A 6819-nucleotide genomic window follows, 5' to 3' on the forward strand; every position below is an offset into this window, starting at 1 on the left:
TGCGCAATGGTGGGTGCGGTGATCGTGGTGTTGGTAATATTGAACAGGTAAGGACAGGGCATGTGTTTAGCATTTATGCTGAATGGAAGTGTGCATGAGCCGTATACGAGGTCCGTATGTACGGTTCTGTGAGAGGGATGAGGCGGCAACGCCTCACCCTACTCGATGTATGTGAATCATTAAGCTTCTAGCACTCCTGACCCTCTTCCCTTTTTCTTCCTCCTGTTTCTTGTTCACATGTCGCGGTATGATGACTTTTTACCAATCGAAAGGAGCACCCAGTGGTAAGTATATTGTGGGTAGGACTTGGTGGCGCATTAGGGGCGTCTTCGCGTTTTTTAGTTTCAGAGTGGAGCGTCGCGGTGTTTGGTCGAGGATTTCCTTACGGCACTCTTATGGTTAATGTCCTGGGCTCATTAGCGATGGGGGTCTTTTTAGCGGCGATGAGCCAGGAGCTGATTGCCCCAGTGCCTTGGCGTCAACTGATTGCGATTGGCTTTTTGGGCGCGTTTACCACCTTCTCGACCTTTTCAGTGGATACCTTGCTTCTTTTTCAACATGGTGAGACGGTGAAAGCCTTGTTAAACGTGGGTCTCAACCTTGCGTTATGCTTAGGAGCGGCCGCGATGGGGGCTTGGTTGCTAGGACGCATTACTGGGTAGGTAAAAACATGCCATTACGTCGCTTGTTGTTGCGGCGGTGATTTCTTATACTGGCGTTGAACTTGTCGGAGTGCCAATTGGCTGAGACCACGTGAAGTGGGATCCGTTGAACCTGATCTGGTTAGGACCAGCGAAGGGAACAAGAGATGCATCAGATCACAGACCGTACGCGTCTGCCAGTTTGCTCACATCTCAATTCAGCGTTTTCCGGCAAGCATTAATTCCCATAATGAACACCGGAGTAATGCTATGTCGACCCGTAAACAGGCCCGTCTTGAGGCCAAATCTTTTATCGATTCCCTCTCTGCGCAAACCTACCCTAACTCGGAAAAAGTCTATGTCGAGGGATCGCGACCCGATATTCGCGTAGGCATGCGAGAAATCCATCTGTCTCCAACTTTTGTAGGCGGGAGTAAAGATAATCCGCAGTATGAAGCCAATGAATCCATTCGGGTTTATGACACATCAGGGCCTTATACCGACCCACAGAGTGCTATCGATATTTACCAAGGCTTAGCCCCAGTACGCAAAGCCTGGATTGATGAACGTGCCGATACAGAGTTCCTTGATGCAGTGAGCTCAGACTATGCAAAGACTCGCCTTAGTGATGAAACCTTGGATGATCTTCGCTTTAGTGCCTTACCGTCTATCCGTCGGGCGAAACCTAACCAGTGTGTGACCCAACTTCACTACGCACGCCAAGGCATTATCACCCCAGAGATGGAATTTATCGCTATCCGGGAAAATATGGGTCGCCAGCAGTATCGTGAAGAGCAACTAAACCGCCAGCATCCTGGGGAAAGCTTTGGTGCTCACTTGCCATCAAACATCACTCCCGAATTTGTGCGCCAAGAGGTCGCTGAAGGGCGTGCGATTATTCCTGCCAACATTAACCACCCAGAAGCGGAGCCGATGATCATTGGGCGTAACTTTCTGGTGAAAGTGAATGCCAATATTGGTAACTCAGCGGTGAGCTCCTCCATTGAAGAAGAAACCGAAAAGTTGGTGTGGGCGACCCGTTGGGGAGCCGATACGGTGATGGATTTATCGACCGGACGCAATATCCACGAAACTCGCGAGTGGATTTTACGTAATAGCCCAGTCCCGATTGGCACTGTGCCTATGTATCAGGCGCTTGAGAAAGTGAATGGCATTGCCGAAGACCTGACTTGGGAAGTGATGCGCGATACCTTGATAGAGCAAGCCGAGCAAGGGGTCGATTATTTTACCATTCACGCTGGAGTGCGTTTGCACTATGTGCCCATGACCGCCAATCGCGTGACTGGGATTGTCTCGCGTGGCGGGTCGATTATCGCCAAATGGTGCTTGGCGCATCATCAAGAAAGCTTCCTCTATACCCATTTTCGTGAAATCTGCGAGATTTGTGCCGCCTATGATGTATCGCTGTCACTAGGCGATGGGTTGCGTCCCGGCTCAGTGGCTGACGCGAACGACGAAGCGCAATTCAGTGAGCTACGTACTCTGGGCGAGCTTACCAAGGTGGCATGGGAATACGATGTGCAGGTGATGATTGAAGGCCCCGGCCATGTGCCTATGCACATGATCAAAGAGAACATGGACGAGCAGCTCACCCATTGCCATGAAGCGCCTTTTTATACTTTAGGCCCGCTGACTACCGATATCGCGCCTGGTTACGACCACATCACCTCCGGGATTGGTGCGGCGATGATTGGCTGGTTTGGGTGTGCGATGCTTTGCTATGTCACGCCTAAAGAACATCTGGGTCTGCCCAACAAAGAGGATGTTAAAACTGGGCTTATCACCTACAAGTTGTGTGCGCATGCCGCCGACTTAGCCAAAGGACATCCGGGCGCGCAGGTGCGAGATAATGCCATTTCTAAAGCACGCTTTGAATTCCGCTGGGAAGATCAGTTCAACCTTGCTTTAGATCCGGTGACGGCGCGTGCTTATCACGATGAAACACTGCCTCAAGAGTCGGGCAAGGTCGCGCATTTTTGCTCCATGTGTGGGCCGAAATTCTGCTCCATGAAAATCAGCCAAGAAGTCCGAGATTATGCCAAAGAAAATGGCTATGCCGCCGCGGGTGAAGCGATTGATGTCACTATGCTGGAAGACCCGTTAGCAGGCATGCAGCAAAAATCGCAAGAGTTTCGAGAAAAGGGCAGTGAGCTCTACCTGCAAAAATCCCATCATTCGTCACCACAAGGCGCTGAGGTAGCGGACAGCGATAAGGTGGAATCATGAGCCTGACCCCGTTTGCGCCTATGTCTGAAGGTATAGGCCCATTATATCCGGTGGTGGACGATGTGGATTTGCTCGAACGCTTACTTTGCTTGGGGGTGAAAACCGTGCAACTGCGTGTGAAGCAGCCAGCGCATCCTCAATTGGCGGATTGGGTACAGCGCGCGGTGGCGTTGGGCCGCGCGCACCATGCGCAGGTGTTTATCAACGATCACTGGCAGCTCGCGCTAGAGGCTGGCGCCTATGGTGTTCATCTGGGGCAGCAAGACTTACAAGAGGCGGATCTTGACCGGCTCGCACGGCAAGGCGTGCGCCTTGGCGTATCGACACGCAGTCCCGAACAGCTCGCTGCAGCGGTTGAACTCTCGCCCAGTTATCTCGCCATCGGCCATATTTTTCCCACCACTACCAAACAGCTCGTCGAGCCGCCGCAAGGCATTTCAGCGTTAGCGCAGCAGGTGGCGGCTGTCGATGGCCGTTTCCCGACGGTGGCGATTGGCGGTATTGATCTCGACCGAGCCCCTGACGTTTGGCGCACTGGCGTGGACGCCATTGCGGTGGTCCGCGCCGTGACGCAAGCGCCTGATTTAGCGGCGCGCATTGACGCATTTAACCGCTGTCTTAATCCATCAAGACAGCAAGGAGGGCGTGATGCTATCGGACAGTGAATACTTGCGTTATAGCCGGCAAATCATGCTGCCAGAAGTTGGAGAGTGCGGGCAGCAGGCACTGAGCAAGGCGCGCGTGTTAATGGTCGGTGCCGGTGGGCTTGGAACCACCGCGGGCCTCTATCTTGCAGGCGCTGGCGTGGGTCAGTTAGCGATTGCTGACTCGGACCACGTTGAGCTATCTAATTTGGCGCGTCAGGTGGCGTATCGGGATGAGCAAATCGGCACCGATAAAGCCGCAGCGCTAGCCGCTAACTTGGTCGCGCTGAATCCACATTGCCAGTGCCGAGCCATCAATGCCTATCTAGAAGGTGAGCGTCTGGCGCTTGAAGTGGCGATGGCGGATGTGGTCCTTGATTGCAGTGATAATCTCGCTACTCGCCATGCAGTCAATCAAGCCTGTGTAGAGGCTGGTACACCCTTGGTGAGCGCAGCGGCGATCGGTTGGCAAGGCCAGTTATTGGTTTATCAACCGCATAGCGCATGTTATGCGTGCGCCTTCGCAGACGTGACGCTTTCTGAACCCACGCGCTGTTCTGAAGCTGGGGTAATGGGACCTGTGGTCGGTATGATGGCCACCGCGCAAGCGTTGGAAGGAATAAAACTGTTATTAGGGCAGGCGGTCGGTACCAATCGCTTGTCACGACTGGATGGACAAACCATGACATGGCAGCACTTTTCGCTGCCCGTTCATCCGCACTGTGCGGTTTGTCAGCCAATGCGGGAGGTAAATGATGCGGTTAATCATTAATGACACGCCTACAGAGGTCAATGCCACGACCGTCGCGCAACTGATTGAGGAGATGAAGGTGCCGGCCGAATCGGTCGCTGTCGCGCTAAATCAGACCATTATTGCGCGTGATGCTTGGTCATCCACGTCACTCACCGCTGGCGATAGCTTGGCGGTCTTTCAAGCGATTGCCGGAGGATAATTATGTTAACCATTGCGGATACAACGTTTTCATCTCGGCTGTTAACCGGCACCGGCAAGTTTGCCAGTCGCAAGACCATAGCCGAATCACTGGCGGCCAGTGGTACTGAACTGGTCACCATGGCCCTAAAGCGAGTCGATGTGCATGCCACACAAGACGATATTCTAACGCCGCTGCGCGAGCTCGGTGTGCGCCTGCTGCCCAATACCTCAGGGGCGAAAAATGCGCAAGAAGCGGTCTTTGCCGCGCGTCTTGCTCGAGAAGCATTGGGAACGCATTGGGTGAAGCTGGAAATTCACCCCGACCCCAAATATTTGATGCCTGATCCGATTGAAACCCTTCAAGCGGCGAAAACGCTTGTGGATGAGGGGTTTGTGGTGCTGCCATATTGTCATGCCGATCCTGTGCTGTGTAAGCGTTTGGAAGAGGTGGGATGTGCGGCGGTGATGCCCCTTGGCTCACCGATTGGATCCAACCAAGGGCTGGCCTCAATGGCGTTTCTCGACATCATTATCGAGCAAGCTCGCGTGCCGGTGATCATTGATGCCGGCATTGGTGCACCGTCAGATGCGGCGTTAGCGATGGAGCGCGGCGCTGATGCGGTATTGGTCAACACCGCCATTGCCGCGGCTGGCGATCCGATTGCCATGGGCGCAGCGTTTAAACAAGCGGTTGAAGCCGGACGCTGTGCGTATCGCGCTGGGCTGGCGGGCACACACAATCACGCCCACGCGTCTAGCCCCTTAACCGCGTTTCTTGACGCTAAGGAGGCGTGATGAGCTTTTCTGAGCGGTGGGCGGCACTCGATTGGGATCATCATCGCCTTTTGATTTACAGCAAAACGCGCCAAGATGTCGAGCGGGCGCTGGCTAAATCTTCGCGCAATTTGGACGACTTCGCTGCCCTGATAAGTCCTGCCGCTGAAGCCTACCTTGAGGCCATGGCTCAGCAATCTGCGGCGCTGACGCGGCAGCGGTTTGGCTACACCATGGGGTTTTATATTCCGCTGTACCTCTCCAATTTGTGCGCCAACGTGTGTACCTATTGCGGTTTTTCGATGGAAAACCGAATCAAACGGCGCACGCTGGATGAAGCCGAGATCGCCGCCGAGTGTGAAGCGATCAAAAAAATGGGCTTTGACAGTGTGCTCTTGGTGACCGGTGAGCATGAAACCAAGGTAGGGCCCGAGTATTTTCTCCGCGCTTTACCCGTGGTGAAGCAATACTTTCATCATGTGGCGATGGAGGTGCAGCCGCTGGATACCGAGGCATATCGCGCCTTGGTGGCACAAGGTGTGGATGCGGTGATGGTGTACCAAGAAACCTACCACGCTTCAACCTATGGGGAACACCACAAGCGCGGGAATAAAACCGACTTTCACTACCGGCTGCAAACCCCAGATAGGTTGGCACAAGCAGGGGTCGATAAGATCGGCTTGGGCGCCTTGATTGGCCTTGAGGACTGGCGCACCGACAGCTTTTTTACCGCCCAGCATCTCGATTATCTGGAAAAGCAATACTGGCAAAGCCGCTATTCGCTATCTTTTCCGCGCTTACGTCCTTGCGCGGGGGCGTTACAGCCGAAATCGGTGATGACGGATAAGCAGTTGGTTCAGTTGATTTGTGCCTATCGGTTGTGGAATCCGCAGGTCGAGCTGTCGCTATCGACACGAGAGTCACCCCACTTTCGCGACAATGTGTTGCCCCTTGGCGTCACGAGCCTATCCGCGGCGTCAAAAACCCAACCGGGCGGCTATGCGAACCCTGAGCCACAATTAGAGCAGTTTGCCATCAGTGATGAACGGAGCGCGGCAGAGGTGGCCGCCAGCGTCCGAGCCCTCGGTTTTGAGGTGGTATGGAAAGATTGGGATAACATCTACGATATCGCGCGTCAGGCGCAAATGGCTTCACAAACGGCAGCGGGTTAGCGACAATGCGGGCATGAAACGTATTACTGTATATGTAGGTCCACGCTGTCCTCACTGTGAGGCGGCCAAAGCTTACTTGGATAAAAAAGGGCTGCGTTATCGTGTGGTCGATACGGCCACGCCCAAAGGCAAGAAGCTGCTGGCGGCAACTGGCTCGCGGGGTGTCCCGGTGATTTGCATTGGCGATACCACCTTGCGCGGCTTTTCGCCTAAAGCGGTCGAGAAAGCCCTGAAAGAGGAATAAAAAAAGCGTCCAATCGGACGCTTCAGATTGCTGACGAACCCCGCCTTTTTAGGCGGGGTTCTTTTTGATAAGCGGCCGTAGGCCGCGATCGCGATATTTTTTGTTAGAGAGTGGTCATTACCGACCAACGCCTAAATTGGCGGATAGAAGCCAGTATTTGCAT

The 6819-nt window shown here is 53.9% G+C and carries 8 protein-coding genes and 1 riboswitch; all 8 genes read left to right on the forward strand.

The genetic code is table 11. The features are described from left to right. Positions 1–281 precede the first annotated feature (281 nt). The 8 genes from crcB to BGK46_RS02025 all read left to right on the forward strand — a co-directional run bounded on the left by crcB (position 282) and on the right by BGK46_RS02025 (position 6656). Positions 282–662: a fluoride efflux transporter CrcB gene (crcB, locus tag BGK46_RS01990; protein WP_069586806.1), complete on the forward strand. Its 381-nt coding sequence runs from the start codon at positions 282–284 to the stop codon at positions 660–662. A gap of 56 nt (positions 663–718) precedes the next feature. After that, positions 719–818, forward strand: a riboswitch (TPP riboswitch). A gap of 93 nt (positions 819–911) precedes the next feature. After that, positions 912–2888, forward strand: a complete 1977-nt coding sequence (gene thiC / locus BGK46_RS01995) for a phosphomethylpyrimidine synthase ThiC (protein ID WP_069586807.1) — start codon at positions 912–914, stop codon at positions 2886–2888. Then, positions 2885–3553 (forward strand): thiamine phosphate synthase, encoded by a 669-nt coding sequence (gene thiE, locus BGK46_RS02000; protein ID WP_069586808.1) that lies wholly within the window; start codon positions 2885–2887, stop codon positions 3551–3553. Before thiC ends, thiE begins: the two co-directional genes overlap by 4 nt. After that, positions 3537–4304, forward strand: coding sequence for a HesA/MoeB/ThiF family protein (locus tag BGK46_RS02005; RefSeq protein WP_069586809.1), 768 nt, complete (start codon positions 3537–3539; stop codon positions 4302–4304). Before thiE ends, BGK46_RS02005 begins: the two co-directional genes overlap by 17 nt. Further along, entirely contained in the window at positions 4285–4485 is a 201-nt protein-coding gene (gene thiS / locus BGK46_RS02010) for a sulfur carrier protein ThiS (protein ID WP_077668675.1), read from the forward strand. Before BGK46_RS02005 ends, thiS begins: the two co-directional genes overlap by 20 nt. Before the next feature lie 2 nt (positions 4486–4487). Next, positions 4488–5261 (forward strand): thiazole synthase, encoded by a 774-nt coding sequence (locus tag BGK46_RS02015; protein WP_069586811.1) that lies wholly within the window; start codon positions 4488–4490, stop codon positions 5259–5261. Continuing rightward, on the forward strand, positions 5261–6412 hold the full coding sequence (gene thiH / locus BGK46_RS02020; RefSeq protein ID WP_069586812.1) for a 2-iminoacetate synthase ThiH: 1152 nt from the start codon (positions 5261–5263) through the stop codon (positions 6410–6412). The genes BGK46_RS02015 and thiH overlap by 1 nt, the downstream gene beginning before the upstream one ends. Before the next feature lie 13 nt (positions 6413–6425). Then, positions 6426–6656, forward strand: a complete 231-nt coding sequence (locus BGK46_RS02025) for a glutaredoxin family protein (protein ID WP_069586813.1) — start codon at positions 6426–6428, stop codon at positions 6654–6656. The last annotated feature ends 163 nt before the right edge of the window (positions 6657–6819 follow it).

The organism is Salinivibrio sp. SS2 (assembly GCF_001722075.1).
GTDB lineage: Bacteria > Pseudomonadota > Gammaproteobacteria > Enterobacterales > Vibrionaceae > Salinivibrio > Salinivibrio proteolyticus.

Coding starts and splice junctions, on each gene's coding strand:
- thiC (WP_069586807.1), top strand. CDS start 912: ATGTCGACCCGTAAACAGGCCCGTCTTGAGGCCAAATCTTTTATCGAT.
- thiE (WP_069586808.1), top strand. CDS start 2,885: ATGAGCCTGACCCCGTTTGCGCCTATGTCTGAAGGTATAGGCCCATTA.
- BGK46_RS02005 (WP_069586809.1), top strand. CDS start 3,537: ATGCTATCGGACAGTGAATACTTGCGTTATAGCCGGCAAATCATGCTG.
- thiS (WP_077668675.1), top strand. CDS start 4,285: ATGATGCGGTTAATCATTAATGACACGCCTACAGAGGTCAATGCCACG.
- BGK46_RS02015 (WP_069586811.1), top strand. CDS start 4,488: ATGTTAACCATTGCGGATACAACGTTTTCATCTCGGCTGTTAACCGGC.
- thiH (WP_069586812.1), top strand. CDS start 5,261: ATGAGCTTTTCTGAGCGGTGGGCGGCACTCGATTGGGATCATCATCGC.
- BGK46_RS02025 (WP_069586813.1), top strand. CDS start 6,426: ATGAAACGTATTACTGTATATGTAGGTCCACGCTGTCCTCACTGTGAG.